General features: G+C 68.6%; 16 protein-coding genes and 1 tRNA gene. 8 read left to right on the top strand and 9 right to left on the bottom strand.

Features of this window, described 5'->3' with window-relative positions; all coding sequences use genetic code 11:
• Window positions 1-28: 28 nt before the first annotated feature.
• Entirely contained in the window at window positions 29-1,537 is a 1,509-nt protein-coding gene (locus ACQZ2A_RS11040; RefSeq protein WP_430210753.1) for an ATP-binding protein, read from the bottom strand.
• Between the two features lie 13 nt (window positions 1,538-1,550).
• On the bottom strand, window positions 1,551-2,294 hold the full coding sequence (locus ACQZ2A_RS11035) for a response regulator transcription factor (protein ID WP_430210750.1): 744 nt from the start codon (window positions 2,292-2,294) through the stop codon (window positions 1,551-1,553).
• 169 nt (window positions 2,295-2,463) lie between these two features.
• On the opposite strand from ACQZ2A_RS11035, the gene ACQZ2A_RS11030 reads away from it, so the two are divergent.
• Window positions 2,464-3,096: a hypothetical protein gene (locus ACQZ2A_RS11030; RefSeq protein WP_430210748.1), complete on the top strand. Its 633-nt coding sequence runs from the start codon at window positions 2,464-2,466 to the stop codon at window positions 3,094-3,096.
• A 72-nt stretch (window positions 3,097-3,168) separates the two neighbouring features.
• Here ACQZ2A_RS11030 and ACQZ2A_RS11025 read toward each other — a convergent pair whose 3' ends face one another.
• Complete coding sequence (locus ACQZ2A_RS11025; protein WP_430210745.1) at window positions 3,169-4,992, bottom strand: phosphoenolpyruvate carboxykinase (GTP); 1,824 nt, start codon at window positions 4,990-4,992, stop codon at window positions 3,169-3,171.
• A 250-nt stretch (window positions 4,993-5,242) separates the two neighbouring features.
• Between ACQZ2A_RS11025 and ACQZ2A_RS11020 the strand changes: the two genes are divergently transcribed.
• The 3 genes from ACQZ2A_RS11020 (at window position 5,243) to ACQZ2A_RS11010 (ending at window position 7,020) form a co-directional block, all read left to right on the top strand.
• A tRNA-Arg gene (locus ACQZ2A_RS11020) sits at window positions 5,243-5,315 on the top strand.
• A gap of 228 nt (window positions 5,316-5,543) precedes the next feature.
• On the top strand, window positions 5,544-5,741 hold the full coding sequence (locus ACQZ2A_RS11015; RefSeq protein ID WP_430210743.1) for a helix-turn-helix domain-containing protein: 198 nt from the start codon (window positions 5,544-5,546) through the stop codon (window positions 5,739-5,741).
• Window positions 5,731-7,020 carry a tyrosine-type recombinase/integrase gene (locus tag ACQZ2A_RS11010; protein ID WP_430210741.1) on the top strand — a complete coding sequence of 430 codons (1,290 nt, stop codon included), beginning with the start codon at window positions 5,731-5,733 and terminating at the stop codon, window positions 7,018-7,020. Before ACQZ2A_RS11015 ends, ACQZ2A_RS11010 begins: the two co-directional genes overlap by 11 nt.
• 196 nt (window positions 7,021-7,216) lie before the next feature.
• On the opposite strand, the gene ACQZ2A_RS11005 is transcribed toward ACQZ2A_RS11010, so the two are convergent.
• Both ACQZ2A_RS11005 and ACQZ2A_RS11000 read right to left on the bottom strand, forming a co-directional pair.
• Complete coding sequence (locus tag ACQZ2A_RS11005; protein ID WP_430210738.1) at window positions 7,217-8,086, bottom strand: hypothetical protein; 870 nt, start codon at window positions 8,084-8,086, stop codon at window positions 7,217-7,219.
• A gap of 8 nt (window positions 8,087-8,094) precedes the next feature.
• Window positions 8,095-9,768: an Eco57I restriction-modification methylase domain-containing protein gene (locus tag ACQZ2A_RS11000; RefSeq protein WP_430210735.1), complete on the bottom strand. Its 1,674-nt coding sequence runs from the start codon at window positions 9,766-9,768 to the stop codon at window positions 8,095-8,097.
• A 619-nt stretch (window positions 9,769-10,387) separates the two neighbouring features.
• Here ACQZ2A_RS11000 and ACQZ2A_RS10995 point away from each other — a divergent pair.
• Window positions 10,388-10,930 (top strand): hypothetical protein, encoded by a 543-nt coding sequence (locus ACQZ2A_RS10995; protein ID WP_430210733.1) that lies wholly within the window; start codon window positions 10,388-10,390, stop codon window positions 10,928-10,930.
• On the top strand, window positions 10,920-12,164 hold the full coding sequence (locus tag ACQZ2A_RS10990; protein ID WP_430210730.1) for a DUF262 domain-containing protein: 1,245 nt from the start codon (window positions 10,920-10,922) through the stop codon (window positions 12,162-12,164). Before ACQZ2A_RS10995 ends, ACQZ2A_RS10990 begins: the two co-directional genes overlap by 11 nt.
• A 212-nt stretch (window positions 12,165-12,376) precedes the next feature.
• On the opposite strand, the gene ACQZ2A_RS10985 is transcribed toward ACQZ2A_RS10990, so the two are convergent.
• Entirely contained in the window at window positions 12,377-13,813 is a 1,437-nt protein-coding gene (locus ACQZ2A_RS10985; protein ID WP_430210728.1) for a hypothetical protein, read from the bottom strand.
• Between the two features lie 195 nt (window positions 13,814-14,008).
• Here ACQZ2A_RS10985 and ACQZ2A_RS10980 point away from each other — a divergent pair, with 195 nt between their 5' ends.
• Window positions 14,009-15,355, top strand: a complete 1,347-nt coding sequence (locus ACQZ2A_RS10980; protein WP_430210726.1) for a hypothetical protein — start codon at window positions 14,009-14,011, stop codon at window positions 15,353-15,355.
• Between the two features lie 672 nt (window positions 15,356-16,027).
• Here ACQZ2A_RS10980 and ACQZ2A_RS10975 read toward each other — a convergent pair.
• The 3 genes from ACQZ2A_RS10975 to ACQZ2A_RS10965 form a co-directional block, all read right to left on the bottom strand.
• Window positions 16,028-16,843: a nucleotidyl transferase AbiEii/AbiGii toxin family protein gene (locus ACQZ2A_RS10975; RefSeq protein ID WP_430210723.1), complete on the bottom strand. Its 816-nt coding sequence runs from the start codon at window positions 16,841-16,843 to the stop codon at window positions 16,028-16,030.
• Window positions 16,840-17,517, bottom strand: a complete 678-nt coding sequence (locus ACQZ2A_RS10970) for a helix-turn-helix domain-containing protein (protein WP_430210722.1) — start codon at window positions 17,515-17,517, stop codon at window positions 16,840-16,842. The genes ACQZ2A_RS10975 and ACQZ2A_RS10970 overlap by 4 nt, the downstream gene beginning before the upstream one ends.
• Window positions 17,518-17,910: 393 nt before the next feature.
• Window positions 17,911-18,315 (bottom strand): ATP-binding protein, encoded by a 405-nt coding sequence (locus ACQZ2A_RS10965; protein ID WP_430210720.1) that lies wholly within the window; start codon window positions 18,313-18,315, stop codon window positions 17,911-17,913.
• A 275-nt stretch (window positions 18,316-18,590) separates the two neighbouring features.
• On the opposite strand from ACQZ2A_RS10965, the gene ACQZ2A_RS10960 reads away from it, so the two are divergent.
• Entirely contained in the window at window positions 18,591-18,935 is a 345-nt protein-coding gene (locus ACQZ2A_RS10960; protein WP_430210717.1) for an STAS domain-containing protein, read from the top strand.
• Window positions 18,936-18,966 lie beyond the last annotated feature (31 nt).

The raw sequence follows: 18,966 nt of genomic DNA, 5'->3' as shown, positions 1-18,966 counted from the left end.
CGAGGTGGCGGATGCGCAAGAAGTCGGGTCAGGTGGCGGGGAGGAGGACCGAGAAGGTCGTGGCGCCGGGGGCCGACTCGACCTCGACCCGGCCGCCGTGCGCCTGCCCGACCGCCGCGACGATCGAGAGCCCGAGGCCGGTCGAGCCCTTCTCGCGGCTGCGGGAGTCGTCGCCGCGCGTGAACCGCTCGAACACCTTGGGCTGCAACGCGTCCGGGATGCCCGGGCCGTTGTCGGACACGGAGATCCGCACCATCGGTCCCTCGGGGCGCAAGCGCGTGACGACCTTCGTGCCGGATGGCGTGTGCGTGCGGGCGTTGGCCAGCAGGTTGGCGAGGATCTGGTGCAGACGGGCGCCGTCACCGGTCACCTCGACGGGCTCCTCGGGCAGGTCGAGCTCCCACGCGTGGTCCGGCGAGGCGGCGTGCGCGTCGCTGACGGCGTTCATCGCGAGGAGGGAGAGGTCGACCGGCTCGCGCTCGAGCGGCCGCCCGGAGTCGAGGCGGGCGAGCAGCAGCAGGTCCTCGACGAGCTCCTGCATCCGCAGCGCCTCCGACTCCACCCGTCCGATGGCGTGGGTCACCGTTCCGGGGACCGGCTCGCTCTCGCGACGGGTCAGCTCGGCGTAGCCGCGGATGGAGGCCAGCGGCGTGCGCAGCTCGTGCGAGGCGTCGGCGACGAACTGCCGCACCCGCATCTCGCTCTCCTGGCGTGACCGCAGCGCGGACTCGACGTCGTCGAGCATCGTGTTGAGCGCCAGCCCGACCTGTCCCACCTCGGTCCGCCCGTCCGCATCCGCCTCGGGCACACGGACGCCGAGGCTGACGTCGCCGGAGTCCAGCCGCAGGCCGGACACCTTGCGTGCCGTGGCCGCGACCCGGTCGAGGGGGGCCAGGCTGCGCCGGACCACGACCGCCCCGCCGGCCCCGACGAGGACGAGCCCGACGACCGTCCCGCCGAGGACGAGGGCGAGCAGCTTCGAGAGCAGCCGGTCGACCGGCTCCGTGGAGACACCAACGACGAACCGGCCGCCGTCCGAGAGGGTGCGCGAGGTCACGAGGTACTCGCCGAGACCGTCGCCGAGGTCGATGCGCACCGCCTCGCCGCCCTCGAGCCCGCCCAGCAGGGTGTCGATCTGCGCGGCGGAGAGCGTGCCGTCCTCGCCGTCGGCCATCGCGACGGAGTTGAGGGTGTCGCCGCGCGGGTCGGTGGCGACCGCGCCGGTCGAGGTGACCCCGAGCACGAGGACGTCGTCGTACCCCGGTGCGCCGGGGGGCCGGTCGCCCCGCGGGACGCGGCCGTCACCGTCGCCGTCCTGGTCGAAGACACCGCCGCGGTCGCCGGCCCGCCCGAGCGCGGACTGCAGGTCCTGGGTCAGCTGGCCATCAAGGTAGCGCCGGGTCTCGAGCACGGTCAGCGCGCTCGTCGCGAGCATGACGACGGTGAACAGCGCCAGCACGGCGGCGAGGAGCTGGGTGCGCAGCGTCCAGCGGGAGGGCCGGTGGGCCGCCACGGGGAGGTGGGGGCGAGGGGTCATCGGGTCGCTCGGGTCACTCGGCGGGCTTGAGGACGTAGCCGACGCCGCGCATCGTGTGGATCATCGGGGTTCGCCCCACGTCGATCTTCTTGCGCAGGTAGGAGATGTAGAGCTCGACGACGTTGGCCTGGCCTCCGAAGTCGTAGTTCCACACCCGGTCGAGGATCTGGGCCTTGGACAGCACGCGCTTCGGGTTGCGCATGAGGTAGCGCAGCAGCTCGAACTCCGTGGCGGTCAGCTGGATCTCGGTGCCGCCGCGCGTCACCTCGTGGCTGTCCTCGTCCATCGTCAGGTCACCGACGACGAGGAGCGAGTCGGCGTCGTCGGCCGCCACGGCGGTGCGGCGCATCAGGGCCCGCAGGCGGGCGACGACCTCCTCGAGGCTGAACGGCTTGGTGACGTAGTCGTCGCCGCCCGCCGTGAGACCGGCGACGCGGTCCTCGACGGCGTCCTTGGCGGTGAGGAACAGGACCGGCACGTGGGGGTCGTCGCCGCGCATCCGGCGCAGGACCTCGAGGCCGTCGAAGTCGGGGAGCATCATGTCGAGGACGACGGCGTCGGGGCCGAACTCCTTGGCGGCCCGCACGGCCTGCATCCCGCTGGCGGCGGTCCGCACCTCCCAGCCCTCGTAGCGCAGGGCCATCGAGAGCAGCTCGGTGAGGTTGGGCTCGTCGTCGACGACGAGGACCCGGACGGGGCTGCCGTCGAGGCGGGCGAGGGCGGGGGCCACGGCGGGGGTCTGCTGGCGGGTCGGCATGGACAGAGTGTGTCGGCCGGGACTGGGCCGTTCCGATGCGCCGCCTGTGCGGTTCCTGTGTGCCACCGTCTCAGGCTGCCAGCCCGGTGCTGGGTCCGCCACAGGTCCGGCACAGGATGGGTCGTCACGGTGCGGGGGAGTGTCCCCCCGACCCGAGAGTGAAGGACCGATGAGCGAGCGCCGCGACGACGGGCAGCAGCCCACCACCCCCGACGAGACGGCGGCCCTGCCGGTCGCCGACAAGACCCACGAGGTGCCCGCGGCTCCGGCGGAGCCCACGCAGTCCCCGGCGTGGGTGAGCACCGAGGCGGCGCCGGCCGCATCGGCAGCGCCGGTCGCCGGTGCCGGCGTGCCGGCCGCGTCCGCTGCCACCCCCGTCGCCGCGTACAGGGCGCAGGACGAGTTCTCCTGGCGCCGACCGTGGTCGGGCTGGTCCTCACCGTCGCAGTGGTCCGGGCCGCGCACCGTGGCGGCGCTCGTGGCCGCGCTCGCCATCGGGGTGCTGGGCGCCGTCGGCGCCACGGCCGCCATCGCCCAGTCCGACGGTGGTGGGCGCGGGGACTTCGGGCGCGGCGGCCAGGGCCAGTTCCCGGGCGGCCCCGGGCAGCAGCCCGGTGGTGGGCAGGGCGGGCTCCCCGGTGGGGGACAGGGCGTCCCGGACCGTGACGGCGACGGCGACCACGGGCCGCGCGACCGGGACGGCGACGGTGACCACGGGTTCGGCGGACCGGACGGAGGCGCCGGCCAGGACGGCAGCACGAACCCCGGTGACGCGAACGGCACCGACACCCCGACCACCTGATCCGTGTCCGAGCACGACCGGGCCCCGGCGGGTGACTCCCGCCGGGGCCCGGTCGTCGGGTCGCGCTGCGGCTCAGGCCTGCCCGACGTGCTCCTCGAGGGTGGCGAGCTCGGCGGCCAGTGCGGCCGGCAGCTTGTCGCCGATGCGGGCGAACCACTCCTCGATGAGCGGCAGCTCGGCCCGCCAGTCCTCGGGGTCGACGCGCAGCGCCTTGGCCAGCTGCTCCTCGGTCATCTCCAGACCCGTGGTGTCGATGGCTCCCGGTGCCGGTACGAGGCCGACCGGGGTCTCGACGGCCTCGGCGGTCCCGTCGAGCCGCTCGACGACCCACTTGAGGACGCGCGCGTTCTCGCCGTAGCCCGGCCAGAGGAACGAGCCGTCCTGGTCGTCGCGGCGGAACCAGTTGACCTGGAACACCTTCGGCAGCTTTTCGGGATCCGCCTGCGCACCGATGTCCAGCCAGTGCTGCATGTAGTCGCCGGCGTGGTAGCCGATGAAGGGCAGCATCGCCATGGGGTCACGGCGGACCACGCCGACCGCTCCGGTGGCTGCGGCCGTGGTCTCGGACGAGAGCGTCGCGCCGACGAACACGCCGTGCGCCCAGTCACGCGACTCGTAGACGAGGGGCACGGTCGTCTTGCGGCGGCCGCCGAACAGGATCGCGTCGATGGGGACGCCGTCCGGGTTGTCGTACTCGGCGGCGATCATCGGGGTCTGCTTCGCCGGGGTCGTGAAGCGGCTGTTCGGGTGGCTGCTCGGCACACCGGAGTCCGGCGTCCAGTCGTTGCCCTTCCAGTCCACGAGGTGGGCCGGCGGGACATCGGTCAGCCCCTCCCACCAGACGTCACCGTCGTCGGTGAGGGCGACGTTCGTGAAGATGGAGCCGCCCTGCTCGATGGTCCGCACGGCCTGGGGGTTGGTGTGCATCCCGGTGCCGGGGGCGACGCCGAAGAGCCCGAACTCGGGGTTGACGGCGTAGAGCCGGCCATCGGGTCCGAACCGCAGCCAGGCGATGTCGTCGCCGACCATCTCGGCGCTCCAGCCCTCGAGGGTCGGCTCGATCATCGCGAGGTTGGTCTTGCCGCACTGGCTGGGGAAGGCGCCGGCCACGTAGTGCGTCGTGCCCTGCGGCGAGGTGAGCTTGAGGATGAGCATGTGCTCGGCCATCCAATCCTCGTCGCGGGCCATCGCCGAGGCGATGCGCAGCGCGTAGCACTTCTTGCCGAGGAGGGCGTTGCCGCCGTACCCGCTTCCGTAGGACCAGATCTCGCGGGCCTCCGGGAAGTGGGCGATGTACTTGGTGTCGCTGCACGGCCACGGCACGTCGTGCCGGCCGTCGACGAGCGGGGCGCCGACGGAGTGCAGGCCCTTGACGAACGGGGCTTGGAGGGCCTCCATCCGCTCGAGCACCGGCGTGCCGATGCGCGCCATGATGCGCATGTTCGTCACGACGTACGCGGAGTCGGTGATCTCGACGCCGAACATCGGCACCGTGGCGTCGAGATGCCCCATGACGAAGGGGATGACGTACATCGTCCGGCCCCGCATCGAGCCGCGGTAGAGGTCGGTCATCGTGGCGCGGAGCTCGTCGGGGTCGACCCAGTTGTTCGTCGGGCCGGCGTCCTCCTCGCGCTCGGAGGCGATGAAGGTGCGGTCCTCGACGCGCGCGACGTCGTCGGGGTCGGAGCGGCAGAGGAAGGAGTTCGGCTTCTTCGCCGGGTCGAGGCGCACGAAGGTGCCGCTCTCGACGAGCTGGGTGGTGAGGCGGTCCCACTCGTCGGTCGTGCCGTCGCACCACACCACCTCGTCGGGCTCGGTGAGGGCGGCGACCTCGTCGACCCAGGACTGCAGGTCGGTGTGGGTCGTCCGGGGGCTGGTGTGGGTGATGGTGGTCATCTCGGTGGTCCTTCCGCCGTGTCCCGGTGGGTGATCGGCACCCGGGCGGCGGGCGGGGGGACGGATCCTCGGCGCCCTGGGCGGGGGCCTCACCTCCACGGTAGGACCGCTGCTCCGGCCCGGACGGTGCTTGTGAAAGTCTTCACAAGAGGCCGCCGGTCGGGTGCCGGTGTGCTCCGGCGGGGCCGATTTCTCGCGGTGGCGGGGGCTCCGGTAGTCTGCTCAGTCGTTGCGCCTCAGCGTGCGACGGGCGCCCGTAGCTCAACGGATAGAGCATCTGACTACGGATCAGAAGGTTAGGGGTTCGAATCCCTTCGGGCGCGCACTGTGTTGAGACAGTAGGACGGGCCCCGGCCAGCGGAGACGCTGCCGGGGCCCCGCTCTGTCCAGAGGCTGGAACTGCCAGGGCAAGGGCCTGGGCCCCAAAATGGGCCCCAAAAATCGCCGCGGGACGCCCTTGTCGCGTCGGGTGACACTGAGGTCGTGAGCAGGACTCGTCAGGTCGGACACGACCACCGAGGCGCCGGTAAAGGCCCTTGGGCGGCATGACGATGACACCGCAGCCCCAGCCCACCCTCCTGCTCAACCTGAACGAGGTCGCGGCGCAGCTCCGCTGGACGCGCCGCAGCGTCGAGCGCCAGATCGCCGGCCGCCGACTCCGCGTCGTCCACCTCGGGCGCTCCGTGCGCGTCGAGCGGGTCGAGCTCGACCGGTTCATCTCCTCGCTGAGGGACGCGGATGCGGGGTAGGCCGCGCGAGTCGCCCACCGAGAGTGCGACGACCAGGTACCGAGGGGCCGACGGCCGATGGCACGCGCGGGTCACCGTCGGGCGGCGTCTCGACGGCGAGCGCGACCGACGACACATCAGCCGCCGGACCAAGCGCGAGCTCGACGCGGCCATCCGAGAGCTCGAGAACGCGCGAGACTCGGGCCAGCGGCCGTGGCTGCTCGACAACGTCACCGTCGAGCAGTGGGTCGAGCACTGGCTCGACGAGATCCTCCCGCTCGCCGTGCGCTGGAAGACGCGCTCTGGCTACACCAGCCATCTCCGCGTCCACGTCCTCCCGTTCATCGGGACCGCCCGGCTGACGGACCTGCGTCCCGAGACGCTCGAGCGGCTCTACGGCGAGCTGCTCGACGAGGGCCGCTCCACTCAGGTGGTCCACGGCGTGCACCGCACCCTGCGGTCCTGCCTGGCCGAGGCCGTGCGGCGGCAACGGATCCTCAGCAACCCGGCGGCGCTGGCGCGCCCTCCCCGCGTCGAGAGGACCGAGATCGAGCCGCTCGACGTCGAGGAGTGTCGTGCCGTGCTCGCTGCCGCCCAGGGCCGCTTCAACGGCGCCCGGTGGTCCGTGGCCCTGTCACTCGGCCTGCGACAGGGCGAGGCGCTCGGTCTGCTTTGGGACGACATCGACCTCGACGCCGGGATCCTCCGGGTGCGACGCGCGCTCCAACGCCGAACGTGGATGCATGGCTGCAGCCCACGCGCTCGCAAGGAGCCGGCGTGCGGCAACAAGCGCGGGGCTGACTGCCCGCAGCGCCGCGACGGCGGCCTCGTCCTGGTCGAGCCGAAGACGCGCGCCTCACGCCGCTCCGTGGCTCTGCCCGCGCCTCTCGTCGCCGAGCTGCGCGCTCACCGGGCGGCACAGAACCGCATCAAGCTCGAGCGGGCGAACGCCTGGGACCACACCCTCGACCTCGTCTTCAGCGCCGACTGGGGGATCCCCGTCGACCCCGCCGCCGACCAGCGCGAGTGGAAGCAGCTGCTCCGCGACGCCGGCGTCCGGGAGGTGAGACTGCACGATGCGCGCCACACCGCCGCCACCTTGCTGTTGTTGCAGGGCGTCGACATCCGCACGGTCATGGCCATCATGGGCTGGACCGAGATGGCCACCGCCCAGCGCTACGTCCACGCCGTCGACGAGCTCCGCCACGAAGCCGCTCGCCGCATCGGCATGACCCTTTGGGCCGACCCCAACGTTCGTCCCACTGGGCGCCGTCCTCAGCGCCCGTCGTCGGAGAAGTGAGACCGCGGAGGCGACCGACGCATGGGCAGGCGTCTGCTGCAGTTCGCCCGTTAAGACGAAGCGGCAGCGCCCCTACAGATCCACCGGCCGCTGTCGGGGATCACGTGAAGGCCACCATGAGTGTTCCAGGCGGCCGACCGTACCTCCGACGCATTGTCTACCTTGCATGCCTGGCGTTCGCGGCGAGGGGAGTTGATCAGTGCGACTCGGACTTTACGTGAAGGGTGATGGTCTCAGAAATAAAGTTGATGCACTCCTCGATTTCTTCTTGGAAGAAGATCCGATCGATGAGTGCTTGTGCGCCGCCTCGGTACCGGTCAGCCTCAGCCCGAGGACACAGGAATAGTCCGATCACTATGGGCCGCACCCCAACCACCTGCTGGCGGAGGCGCTGCGCGGTGGACTCATCACGAACATCGCGGTTGTCCTTGATCCCGAGGCCGGTCAGAGAAGCTTGACCATAGAGGAGCTTCATCTCGAGTGACGCTTCCGCGAGCTCGTAGAGACGTTTCTGTATGTCGTCAGCCACGCGACGGATCCGCTTCACCTCAAGATAGATCACGGGTGGCTCGCCTGTGGCCGGGTCCGGCCAAACGCCATCTGGCTTCCGGCCAGCGATGACGATGCCCGGCACCACTCTCCGGGGTGGGCTCATGAATAAGGGAATGCCTTCATCTTCGAGCCGCTCGCGAAAAACCTGCTCGGTCTTGCCGCGGGCCTTGCGTTGAAGGTCGCCCATCCTCAAGGCCACCGCGTTCGAGATGACGGCGTCGAAGTCAGCGCTCACCGGTAGCCGCGTCCGAACCGCAAAGGCCCTTCTTTGGCGAGGTGAGACCAGCTGAGCCTCCTCCTCTGCTGTGGCGTGCCGAAGGGACGTCCGGTTCAGCGACGCCGCCGAGAGCAGCAGATAATAGGCAGGCTCCTGACGTAGGAGTCTGGCGACGTCCGCCAGGGACAGGCTGGCGAGGGCGTAGCGACCATCCGAACGCCGCACCGCTTGGATGGCCACGTCCTCGCGGAGCAGGGCGACCTCGCGTCGAAACTCCTCGAGCTCGGGGAGGGGCAAGGCGTGTCCTATCTCGTGAGGCGGCTAATCGCGAGGCTGACATCCGCGATGTCGACATTGAACAGTGTCGCTGCCAGTTCGGCAGCCGCTTCAGGAACTTCGCCTCGAGCGGCTTCCCGGATCCGTTCAGCAAGAGCAGGGGTCGGTGTCGGGATGGGAAGGTCGAGCAGGTACTGGCGGCGGTACCTGCTGAACCCGTCCTTCACCAATGGGGCAGTCGAGCGCATCACCAGTTCGACAGGTGCGCTGTTGAGCAGAGCCGTTAGGACGTCCGCGTCGACGCCACGTGGCATGAGGTAGTAGGCCGAGTGCTGAGGAACATACTTTCCGCGGTCAAGGGCGAACCGGTTCTGCCGGGCAACGTCTGGCACCAGCACCTTCGCAGTCTCATGAAGTGGCAGGGTGACCGGGTCGTGCAGGTCCCACCAGGCTTTGCCCCACTTGCGAACCGCATGCCTTCCCTCGAGTTCGCCGCGGTGTTTCGCCAGCCAGCGGCGCGTGCGGGGGAATCTCTCTAAATCGACCAAAGTGGCGCTGCCGTCGGCTCCCCACTCGTACGGGACCACCATCCATGATCCAGACTCCTGGATCCTGAAACGGCCCACGTCGCGACCCCGGACGGTGGGGTGCACCAGTTCCTCGTCCAGGCTTGCCGCGGTTCTTGCGTCCACGATGAATGCCGGGTTGTACCCGGTGGCCGGACCCGCAGAGATGCGCTCCGCGTGGTCCGCCAGGCGTGGATGATCAGCGACGATGGCAGCCAGTAAAGAGCCAGCTTGGGCGGAATGGAAGGTCCACGCCGCATTCTGAAAGGCCGCGCGAGGCACTGAGGCGTCAGCCGTCAGCCGCGGGGTCCCGGTCGTCGTTATCTCAACCCGCCGCTGTTCCGTGGCGGTCATATCCCCTTTGGCCCAAGTCGTGATGCAGGGAATGGTTGCGGCGTCCCGAAAGATTGAGTGGCTCGTGAACAGACTAAGAGTGCGGATAGATCCTCGGGCCAGTAGGAGAGAGCGGAGGGAATAGCCGGTTTGATTGCTTAAGAACTTGTTTGGTGTAATTAGCGTCCATGAGCCACCATCCTGGAGCACTTGCGTGGACTGCTCCATGAAGAGGTAGTAGAGGTCTGTGCGACCGGCTGCCGAAGAGAACCGCTCCCGGTAGTCCCTCTTGGCTAGCGCCTCGATTCGGTCTACCGGTACGTACGGTGGGTTGCCCACCACATGTCGGTAAGGCGCACCGGGTAGCGGCGGATCTGCTCCAAGAAAGTCGCCCGCGACAATGTTGCCAGCGAGGTAGTCCGCAGATAAGGGTCCGGGAGCAAGCCGCTCGATTAGCGCCCGGACCTCCCGCAGAGACACCTCGATAGCGCAAGAGTCCACATCCACTGCCCACAGAAGTCGCTCGATCTCGGTAAGGAAGCGTCGCCGGCCCGGGACCGTGCGGATGTTGATGCCTCGCCGCTCGAAACGCGAGGCTATGCGGACGACGATCGCGGTCACGAACGCGCCGGCCCCACATGCCGGATCAAGGACTGGCCCAGTTGGTGCCTCGCCTGGGCCAAACTCCTGGTCGAGTACCAGCTCGACGATCGCGTCGGGCGTGTACACGACGCCCGTGGCGCGGCGGAGGTCACGATCGAGCGTCGCGAGGTAGCGGTCGCTCTCAGACAATGCCTCGCTCATGTCTCTATCCTCTCTCCCTCGTAGGGTTAGGTCGTGGGCGACCCGCGGGACCCCGCGGTGAGTTGCCAGCAGGATGCCGCTTGGCACCGACACTGGCTGACGCGGCCCGGTCCCACTTGTCTGCGGGCTGTCACCGCCCCGAATCACGATCGACGTGTCGTCGGGCGTCGCGTCACCCAGGCGCTGGACCTGTCTGGCTGCGAGCTGGTCTGCCGGCACTAAAAAGCATGCGTCGTAGGACTGCCGCGCGGAGGTGGGTTGCGAAGGGGACCTGGCGATTCCGCCGCTTCCACGCTCCTCGCGGTCCTGTGTCATGGCAACCGAATTCGGTGGTGCCTCGGGAACAGATGCGATCAAGGCCTCGATCGTTGCGCTGCCCGCCTGCGTCAGCCTGAGTACGCCCGGCGCAGGCCCTGCTCTGCGCTGCGAAACCTCATCCAATGCGAAACGCTACTCGCGGGGCCCCGCCTGATGCGCCGTTCGCCTCTTGACCCGTATGGTCAAGCACGTGTCCGGAGCCCCTCCGCCTGCCGTCTCGTCGAGCTCCGTCTATCCGTCGGAGGCTGACCTCCTGGCCGTTGCCGATCTACCAAATTGGATCGATCGCAACTTCTTGCGCATGGACCCGTACGCCTTCGATTCGACCGCGGGTAACCTCTTCTCGGAGTTTGTGCACGACGCCGCTCAGGCCTTCGAGGTCGACCCCAACGGCATCTACTGCATCGGGTCAGGCGCGGTTGGCCTTTCCTGCAATCCAAGGAACGTTCGAGACGGGCACCTTAAAGCGTTCGCGAGCACGTCCGATCTTGATATCGCAGTGATATCCCAATTCCACTTCGACCAGGCGTGGCGAGATCTGCGGGTACTGGCGCACACGGCCTACACGCCGTCCGCCAGCAAAACGCTCCGCGACAAGCTCGACCACCAGCGGTCGCGGCTCTTCGACGGGGCGATCGTTGCCAACAAACTCATGAGCCGCCTCACCTTCGGACCGCAGTGGGGCCTTCATCGGCGTCGGCTGCAACTTGAGTGGCGCGACCGCTTGGGTCTGAGCGGCACAGTGAATTTGTGGGTCTACCGCGACTACTGGAGTGTCCGGAGTTATGTGGCCGAAGGGATAGAGAAGTGCGTGGAGAAGTTGAGGAGCTTCGATGACGACTAAGTTTGACCCCCAGTTGGCAACCTCTCCGCTTGCGTATAAAGTCAACGCCTTCGTCAAGGCGTGGACGAGCGATCCGCCCAGCTTGGTCCTGCGACCAGCGTTCCAGCGCAACATGGTTTGGAACGATGTCCAGCGCAGCTACCTTGTCGATACCATCTTGCGGGGCCTCCCCGTGCCCGAGGTCTACATCCAAAACAACACCTCGGCGGACGGCGAAGACCAGATCGTCGTCGTAGACGGCCAGCAGCGGATCAGCGCGTGCGTCGACTTCGTACTCGACGGCTTCGCGCTGTCTACGGAAGACGAGATCGATGCGGAGTGGCGTGGCAAGAGGTTCTCCGAGCTCGACGGTCCGCTGAAGGCGCGCTTTCGCGGGTTCGTGTTCGTCGCGCGCCAGCTACCCGACCTAGGTGACGCGGTGCTTCGCGACATCTTTCGGAGGCTCAACCGGACCGTGGAAGCGCTGGAGCCTCAGGAGTTGCGCCACGCTGCTTACACCGGGCCCTTCATCAAACTGGTGGAGCGCGCGGCCGAGACCGACGGCCTCGACGAATTGGGTGTGTTCACTGCCCGCGACGCGCTGCGTCGTCGTCACGACGAGTTCGTGTCTGAGGTCCTATTTGCCGTTCTGCTCGGAACCCTGCCGAACAAGAAGGAGGGGCTTGACGAGAGCTATATGACCTACGAACGGCAGGGATTCCCCTCCGACATCCGCGACGACATTGTTCGGCGCTTCGGTCGCGTGGATCAATTCCTCAAGCGAAACGGCGCTTACCTCAAGCGGACGCGGTTCAGGAACAAGTCCGACGCCTACTCGCTACTCTACTTCCTGCTCAACTATGCGGACCGCATCCCCGCGGCCGAAGGCGACGAGGAAGCGTTTGTTGAAGCGCTCCGCGCATTGTCCGAGCAGGTCAACAAAATCAAGCGCGCGGAGTCCGCCGGCGGCGCAACGGAAGACATCCTCAAGGAGGCCCACGGGAAAGACGCGGCGAAATACCTTCGCGCCGTGGAGCGCGCAGCTAGCGACCGGCTTAGCCGTGTTCGGCGCAACGAGGTGCTCGAGGCAGTTTTGGAGCCGCTTCTTGCTGGGGCTTCGGCGCCACTCCGCGACGAGGACGCGGCGTGGCTGAGCGGACCAGCCGACCAAGCGCAGAGCCCCGAGGACACAGTCGATCTCTATGCAGAACTGGAGCAGGCCCAACGCGTAATAGCGGACGAGGACGAGGATTGAGTTGTCTCGGCGCGACGCAGGGGGCGTTCGGCGTTAGGCATTTTGTGTGGACATGTATGCGTCGCTGCACCCATGAGCCTCGAGAAGCCATTATGTCTATGGCGCCATTGATGGCTGGCTAGAGGCTTTGGCAACGCCGTCAGCCAAACCAGCCGGTGCGTCATTGCGCCGCGATTTGGGCATCGCCTTCGCCAGCGGCCACGCCATCGTGCTCAGACGTCCGGCTCGGTTGGTGCCTTCTCTCCCATGGACGGGTTCTCGCTGGGTCCGTCTTGGGACGAGAAGTCGGTCGACGAGAGGCTGACGGGGTGGATGGGCTCCCTCTCGTCGGTGGCATTTGGGGAGCCCGGGCGCAGTTTGGGTGGTGCTGCGGCCCAGGTCTTGAGGTCGCCCAAAACGTTCGCGTAGAACGCGTCGACCGCGGAAAGGACCGAGTCGATGAATGCTCCGCGCCCACGCCCGCGCTTGGGCCCAAGCGGGCTGGTGAGGGCGATGCGGAAGGAACGAATCTCGCGAGTGGGGTCAGTGACTAGTAGAGCCGGGTTATCGCGCACGGCCCGTAGAAGTTCGGCGCTCGACGATCCCCTCGAGTGGGCGGTCATGCATTCGATGCGCGTGGAATCGGGCGCGTTCTTCAGTTGTCGGATGAGCCAGTTGACCCGAGTTGTGGGCCGTCCCTCTCTGGGCGCGTCGATGTCGACGTGGCAGGTGACCTGGCCGGCGCGGAGGTCGGCCGTGATGACGAGATGGCCCGCGGTGTCGGGGATTCGAATGGTGCCGGAGAGCTGGGAAGAGGAAACGAGCTGCTGCGTCAGTGCGCCTGCTCGGAGCGTGGGGTCGGCCTGTTCCTTGCGCGAGAGGACGGGGACGACTTCGGTGCCGAGGCGGCGCCCGAGGCTGAGGCTGGCGAAACGCAGGAGGGCGTCGAAGCGGGAGACGACGGTGGGGATGCCCTTGTCCGAGGCTCTGAGTGTTCCGGCTGCGACAGCGTCGCGGACGGCCGTCCAGGACTCCCCCATGTCGTCAAACTCCAAGGCGCCGCTGCGGGTGTGCTCCAGGTAGCGGATGAGCTCCCCGAGGATCCACGCCTGATCGGGATCGGCGACGCCGCGAAACTCCTTCTGCATGACTGCTTCGGCGAGCACCTGAGACCAAGACAGGTGGTGGATCGCGACCTTGCGCAGTTTGCGCTTGTCCACCTTCGTCGGGTGCTGGCCCGCCACCGGCGGAATTTCGTTGCTGATCGTTAGGAGTGCGTCGAAGCCCTGCTCGCGAGCGACGTCGAGGTAGTTCTCCAGTTGCTCCGTGGCGAGGTCGTTACTCCCGGTCTTGACCTCCACCAGTGCAGTCCACGACTTGGATCCGCGCGAGACGCGGATCAGTCCGTCGGGATAGACCTTCTTCTCGCCCAGCAGGAACGGCACCTCGATGTAGCACTCGACCGCGCCGGCCGGCGCTCCGAAGGGCTTGAGCACGGCGCGGTTGAACTCCTTGACCGCGCTGAGGACCGCGAGCAGTGCTGACGTCGCTCGCCGCTCCTGCTCCTCCGCTCCGTTGATGCCTGAGGTTGGAATCAAACGTGCTTCGTGCCATGCCTGCTCGACCATCTCGCAGTCGCTCCCCTTGGTGACGTGTGCGGTGGCCTGCACCGTACCCAGACCTCGGTGAAACATCGACACGTTCATCGGGTGAAGTCCGAGGACGCAATTCATGTTGCTCGCGCCTCGGTCGCTTCCACGTGCGCTGCTCGGCCTCACGGCGACTGCTTCTCTTCATGCTCGTGTCTCGCGTTGGCGCAGGGTCCTTGCACCTATCGTGGCGCTGACCTAGAGGGGGAGCATCGAATGACTGATGACGGCGCCGAGGCTGCATCTGCATCGACGGACGAGGTGAATGGCACAACGCTCGCGAGTGACATCACGGGAAAGGAAGCCGCGGCAGAGATCGCGACGGCCGTCGACGGTCGGAGAGGTGCGGCTCGGCGCTACGTTCTGTGGTTGAGGCGGCGCCAGCCTGAGGCCACCCCCACCGAGCTCATCGGCACACTCGAACGGCACTACGTGACGGCTATCAGCGCCGCCGGCGCCGCGGTCACCGTCGGCTCGATCGCCGTCACCGTCGGCCTCGACCTCATCCCGGGTGGTGGGGCGGCCAAGACCGGGGGGAAGGTAGCCGCAAAGACGGCGACGAAGGTGGCGGCGAGGGAGGCCCTGAAGACAGCGGGCAAGAAGGCTGCGCTGAGCGCGGCCAAGCAGGGCGCCCAGAAGAGCGCCAGCCTGTTGCCCGCCGGCGATGCCAAGATCCAGTTCGAGATCACCGGGCTCTTCGCCCTCGCGCTCGCCGAGATCCACGGCATGGAGCTGGATGACCAGCAGAGCCAAGCCCTCATCTATGGCTTGGCCAACGGCCGCCTCAGCCAGGAACGGATCGCGGAGGTCGCCGCAGACGTGGCCAGTACGGATGGGCGCCAGCCCGCGTCTGTCGGTCACGCGATCGCACAGGGCCGGGGCAACTGGGGGCATTGGGCCGAGACGCTCGCCTCGTCACTACCGGGCGGGCAGGCGCAGGAGCTCGTGCGCGGCATGGAGCTGAGCGCCTTGGACGATGTTCGAGCATCCATGAAGGGTCGTCAAAGCGCGGCTGCTGAGTACGGAATGGGCGCCGCCGTCGGCGGCGTCACTCGGTTCGTCTTTGGCCGCCAGGTCGTCGACGCTGCGCGAGAGGCGTTCTCCGCGCCCCCTGGGGCATTCCCCCAAGCGCTGCACATCGACGTGACGACACAGGTTCACGACAAGGAGCGAAGCCGCGCGTTCCTCGCCCTCGAGGAAGCAGCAAAGTCGGCAGGGGGTCGCCTCGGGACGGGGGTGGCCGCCGTGGGCACAGGGGCAGCCACCGCGGCTGGCGCTGTGACCAAGCCGTTCCGCCACGTCGACCTCGACGGTGATGGAGTGCCCGACGAACCCCAAGCGGCCACAGCGCTGAAGAACGCCACTTCCGCCGCGGGCCGCCTGGCTCGCCCGTTCCGCAGCGTCGACCTCGACGGAGACGGAGTCCCAGATGAGCGCCAAGCTGTCACGGCAATGAAGGGGCTCAAACGCTCGATGAAGCTGCCGCGGCGTTCCCGCGGCGAGGTCACCACCGACTATGAGGCGGAACCCACCGACCAGACGGTCAGCGACAGCGACGGTTGAAGGCATCGATGAGTGTCGTCATCGCGGAGGCGAGGGAGGGCAGGTCGCGGTCGTAGATGCGTCCGGTGTCGAGCCGGAGAGAGAGCTCGAACAGGACGTGGCGTAGTCGGCGGAGGCTCGTGGGCGGTCGGCTGCCGGTACCTCAATCGGTACTCGCTCGACGACCCGTTGGGTCCTGACGACCTCCACCACCCGTTCGACCACGTCGACGGCGCAGAGCCCCGATGCGGCAGCGCGGCGCTGTTCCCATGCTCGATGTCTGCAGCTGTCGGAGCACCACTTGGGGATCCGGCCCAGTGCCGGCACGGAAAAGCCTTTGCTGCACCACTGGCACGTGAGGGAGCTCGGGCGATGGCGGGTCTTGAGCTCATTTGGAGGTGGAGCCGTGGTCGGAGTCGTGTCGTTCAGCCGCAACGAAGGTGACGTGTCGTCGAAGTCGACCAGTGTCGGCTGCTCGGGTCCGGATCTGTCCGAGCCGGATTCACTCGACCCGTGTGAACGTGTCGTTGTCATGACTCCGAAGGCACGTACCGGTCTCCCGGTGGACGCGCCGCGAGTCGTGACAACGAGTGCGGCGATCCGCAATGCATGAGGTGTGCGGTTGATGGGTTCTGGCGTTTCTGCGTCGGCGTCGCGCGCGTGACGTTGGCTTGTGGTCGGCCGAGGGTGAGGTCAGTTGTCGGAGAGCAGGATGCGCAGGGCGGCGTCGGCGTTGGCGCGGTCGTCTCGGGGGAGCTGGCGCCAGGCAGGGTGGTCGTCGGACAGTGCCTTGCGCAACGTCGTGAGGCGGCGGCGGTCGGAGCCGCGGAGGTCGTCACGGTCGGCGAACGGGTCGGCAATGCACGCGAGCAGAGCGGCGGCGTCGAAGAGGTGACGGTCGCGGTCACGACTGTCGGTGGCGTAGGCCGCGGCCTTGAGGATGACCGCGCCCAGAGGGCTGGGCACCGAGATTGTCCTTCGCTCAGCGTCGGTGATCTCGAGGACGGCGTTCATTGTGCGGCGTAGCGCCTGGGTACCTCCTTCGATACGCACCATGTCGCGACCACGGAGGCGCTCCACCACTGCGGGGGCGGCGTGGTCGGACATCAGGACGTCGACCACGTCGCCATCAGCCGCGCCGGACACGACATCGACGTTGCTGGTGCCGCGCACGAACCGGTGGGCGGTGTTGTTGCGTGGGTCGACGGTCTCGCGCAGGCGATAGCCGAGCCCCTCGAGCGCCGTCGCGGTCGCATCAGGGACACCGCGGATGGTCTCGACGTGGAGCACGACGTCGACGTCGTTCGTCGGGCGAACGACGCCGATGCCGTGGTGGGCGGTGTGCAGCTGCGTCATCAGGCCGCCGACGAGGGTCCACCTGTCGGCGGGGAGAACGGCAGCCAGCTCGGCGACGTTCGGCCACGGAGGTGGCCATCCCCCCACTGGGGTGGCCACCTCGACCGTGGCACGTGGGCGCTTCTGGAGGCCGTCCGCGGCTGGCGGCGTCATCGCTGGAACCGGTCGAGCGCGTCGGCCAGTGCGCGCTCCCCGACGCCTCGCTCTCGAGGGTCGCGGGACGCCGCGGCGTCGAGGGCGGCGAGGACTACCCCTTGGAGGGCGAGGTCGCGCACGACGCCGAGGTCGAGGCCTGTCGCGCGGAGCGTGACGTTTCCGGAGGGGTCGGGCTGCAGGCTGAAGGAGCCCAGAGTGGAGTCCAGCCGGTCGACGTCCAGGTAGCCGTCCACCGAGTCCGTCGTGGCACCCACGAGCCCAAGACCTGTCGTGTCGACGATGACGAGTTCGTCGTGCAAGCGCCGCAGCGCCGAAGGGTGAGCCCGGTAGGTCCGGTTGCGCGCGCGGTCGCGGGTCCGGGTGACGAGGTCAGCAGTGTCCGTGATGGCGCGCAGCGAGCCTCGCAGCCGCGAGGTCTGAGAGGGCCCGAGCCAGTCGACGGAGACACCGGAGAGCATCGCCACCGCGGCCCACGCCGTGTGCTCGGCCCAGACGCGGGTGCGTCCGCCGTGGCGCTCGGCGATGTACGACTCGAGGGAGTCGCGGTCGATCAGGCCGCGGGCCACCCGGACCAGGTCTCCGGAGTCAGCGAGCCGGCGGACGTGCTGCACCGTCACACCTAGGGCGCGCGCCGCGTCCTGGGTGCTGACGAAGGAGGCACCGACAGTCATACAGATAATGTTCCATTTCGCGCTTAATCTGTAAAGACTGCCGCGGCTCTGGCGAGCCGAAGCGGCCGGAGGTTCTGGGCTCCAAAATGGGCCCCAAAATTCGCTCGCAGTCTCGATTCCGTAACGATGCGACCTATGCCGACTCGGAACGCTCCACATGCTCTGACCTGCGAAAAGACCTCGAATCCAGGCGCTCACCGTCGTCACCGGTCGGGGCTCGTCAGGCCCGGATTGGGCCTACGGATCAGAAGGTTAGGGGTTCGAATCCCTTCGGGCGCGCACTGTGTTGAGACAGTAGGACGGGCCCCGGCCGGCGGAGACGCTGCCGGGGCCTTGCTCTGTCCGCCCCCCCGCCCCCCGGGACGAAGGGGCCCGAGCGTCCGGGCAGGGGGGTCAGTCGACGGCGAGGGGTGCGTCGCGCACCGTGCACCACACGGTCTTGCCGACCGGGCCGCCGGCGCCGCCGACGTCGGACCCCCAGTCCTCCGCGAGCGCCCGGACGATGTGCAGGCCGCGGCCCCCCTCGGTCGACGTCGACGCGGGTGCCGGGCGCGGCAGGCCGGAGCCCGTGTCATGGACGGCGACCCGCAGCACCTGACCCTGGGCGTGGAGCGTGACGTGGACCGGCCCGTCGCCGTGCACGACCGCGTTGGCGACCAGCTCGCTCACGAGGAGCTCGAGGACGCCCCGGGCGTCGTCGTGGAGGTGGCCGGTGGCTCCCCGGGCCAGATGACGGGCGCGAGCGGGCGCCGTGGTGTCACCGGGCAGGGTCCACTGCCCGAGCTGTGCCGATTCCACCGTCGTCTCGCCCCGTATCGGTCGCCGGCCGCCTCTCGAGCCGGGTCCTGCCACCGGAAAGTGTCACAGACGGCAGCCCCCTCGGGACCGGCAGGAACAGGCCATTTCCCCGGGGGCGGGCCGTCTCGGCGGCGCATCGAGTGCCCCGCGGGGAGTGCGTGCGCTATACATGGAGCACCGAGAGTTCCTCGAGCGTGGTCACCAGAGACCGCTCCGTTCCCGGCGTACCGACGACTGGGACGTGCCGCAGGGCGGCGCCCGCGGAAGCAGGGACGATGCTGAGCTCGACCTCCGGTTCGGACCCTGGTCCACGACACCTCGCCGTCCACGTCGTCACGACGGCCGACCGCACGGTCGTCCGGCTCGTCGGCGCGGCGGACGTGAGCTCCTGGGACGCCCTCGACCGGCAGCTCGCCTCCGCCGACCTGGGGCCCGCGGTCGGCGTCGAGCTCGACCTCGAGAGCCTGACGTTCTCCGACGTCGCCAGCGTGCTCCGCTGCGCGGACTTCGCTGCCGACGTCATCGGCTCCGGACGCTCGTTCGCCACGCGAGGGGCGACCCCGCTGGTCCGCCGGGTGGCCGAGATCCTGGGGGTCAAGGACCGCCTGGCCTTCGCCTGACGGACCCGGCGCCCCCACGCCGGGGCCCCCG

Origin of the sequence: Phycicoccus avicenniae (genome assembly GCF_050496545.1) — a bacterium.
Classification (GTDB): Bacteria; Actinomycetota; Actinomycetes; order Actinomycetales; family Dermatophilaceae; genus Phycicoccus; species Phycicoccus avicenniae_A.
The sequence above is the reverse complement of the archived record's forward strand: the minus strand, read 5'-3'. Positions and strand labels throughout refer to the sequence as shown.

Bases quoted from the DNA above. Each gene is read 5' to 3' on its own strand.
- ACQZ2A_RS10960 (WP_430210717.1), top strand. From the start codon at position 18,591: ATGCTGAGCTCGACCTCCGGTTCGGACCCTGGTCCACGACACCTCGCC.
- ACQZ2A_RS10975 (WP_430210723.1), bottom strand. From the start codon at position 16,843: ATGACGCCGCCAGCCGCGGACGGCCTCCAGAAGCGCCCACGTGCCACG.
- ACQZ2A_RS11030 (WP_430210748.1), top strand. From the start codon at position 2,464: ATGAGCGAGCGCCGCGACGACGGGCAGCAGCCCACCACCCCCGACGAG.
- ACQZ2A_RS10980 (WP_430210726.1), top strand. From the start codon at position 14,009: ATGACTGATGACGGCGCCGAGGCTGCATCTGCATCGACGGACGAGGTG.
- ACQZ2A_RS11035 (WP_430210750.1), bottom strand. From the start codon at position 2,294: ATGCCGACCCGCCAGCAGACCCCCGCCGTGGCCCCCGCCCTCGCCCGC.
- ACQZ2A_RS11040 (WP_430210753.1), bottom strand. From the start codon at position 1,537: ATGACCCCTCGCCCCCACCTCCCCGTGGCGGCCCACCGGCCCTCCCGC.
- ACQZ2A_RS11000 (WP_430210735.1), bottom strand. From the start codon at position 9,768: ATGAGCGAGGCATTGTCTGAGAGCGACCGCTACCTCGCGACGCTCGAT.
- ACQZ2A_RS11025 (WP_430210745.1), bottom strand. From the start codon at position 4,992: ATGACCACCATCACCCACACCAGCCCCCGGACGACCCACACCGACCTG.
- ACQZ2A_RS10990 (WP_430210730.1), top strand. From the start codon at position 10,920: ATGACGACTAAGTTTGACCCCCAGTTGGCAACCTCTCCGCTTGCGTAT.
- ACQZ2A_RS10970 (WP_430210722.1), bottom strand. From the start codon at position 17,517: ATGACTGTCGGTGCCTCCTTCGTCAGCACCCAGGACGCGGCGCGCGCC.
- ACQZ2A_RS11015 (WP_430210743.1), top strand. From the start codon at position 5,544: ATGACACCGCAGCCCCAGCCCACCCTCCTGCTCAACCTGAACGAGGTC.
- ACQZ2A_RS10995 (WP_430210733.1), top strand. From the start codon at position 10,388: ATGGACCCGTACGCCTTCGATTCGACCGCGGGTAACCTCTTCTCGGAG.
- ACQZ2A_RS11010 (WP_430210741.1), top strand. From the start codon at position 5,731: ATGCGGGGTAGGCCGCGCGAGTCGCCCACCGAGAGTGCGACGACCAGG.